Here is a 279-nt window from a genome sequence, read left to right as displayed (position 1 = left end):
ATACATATTAAAAGAGTTAGGTGAAATTTCTGCAATGAAATTGCAAAAACTAGTTTACTATAGTCAAGCGTGGTCGCTGGTTTGGGATGAGGAAGAGCTCTTTTCAGAAGACTTTGAAGCATGGGCTAATGGTCCAGTACTCCGAACAGTTTACGAACAGCATAGAGGTATGTTTAAAGTTAAAAGTGATACTTTTTCTAAAGGTGATCCCAAAAACTTAACTGAAGATCAAATTGACACTATTGACTCTGTCCTTAAGTTTTATGGTGATAAAAGTGC

The 279-nt window shown here is 35.8% G+C and carries 1 protein-coding gene; it reads left to right on the top strand.

Going from position 1 to position 279, the window contains the following annotated elements; all coding sequences use genetic code 11:
• Positions 1-34: 34 nt before the first annotated feature.
• Positions 35-279: Panacea domain-containing protein (locus Q4528_RS13610; RefSeq protein WP_303522081.1), on the top strand; the 245-nt coding region annotated here is incomplete at its 3' end.

The sequence above is a fragment of the Staphylococcus pasteuri genome (assembly GCF_030547725.1).
Classification (GTDB): domain Bacteria; phylum Bacillota; class Bacilli; order Staphylococcales; family Staphylococcaceae; genus Staphylococcus; species Staphylococcus pasteuri.
Note: the sequence above shows the minus strand (reverse complement) of the source record. Positions and strands in the feature narration are given on the sequence as shown.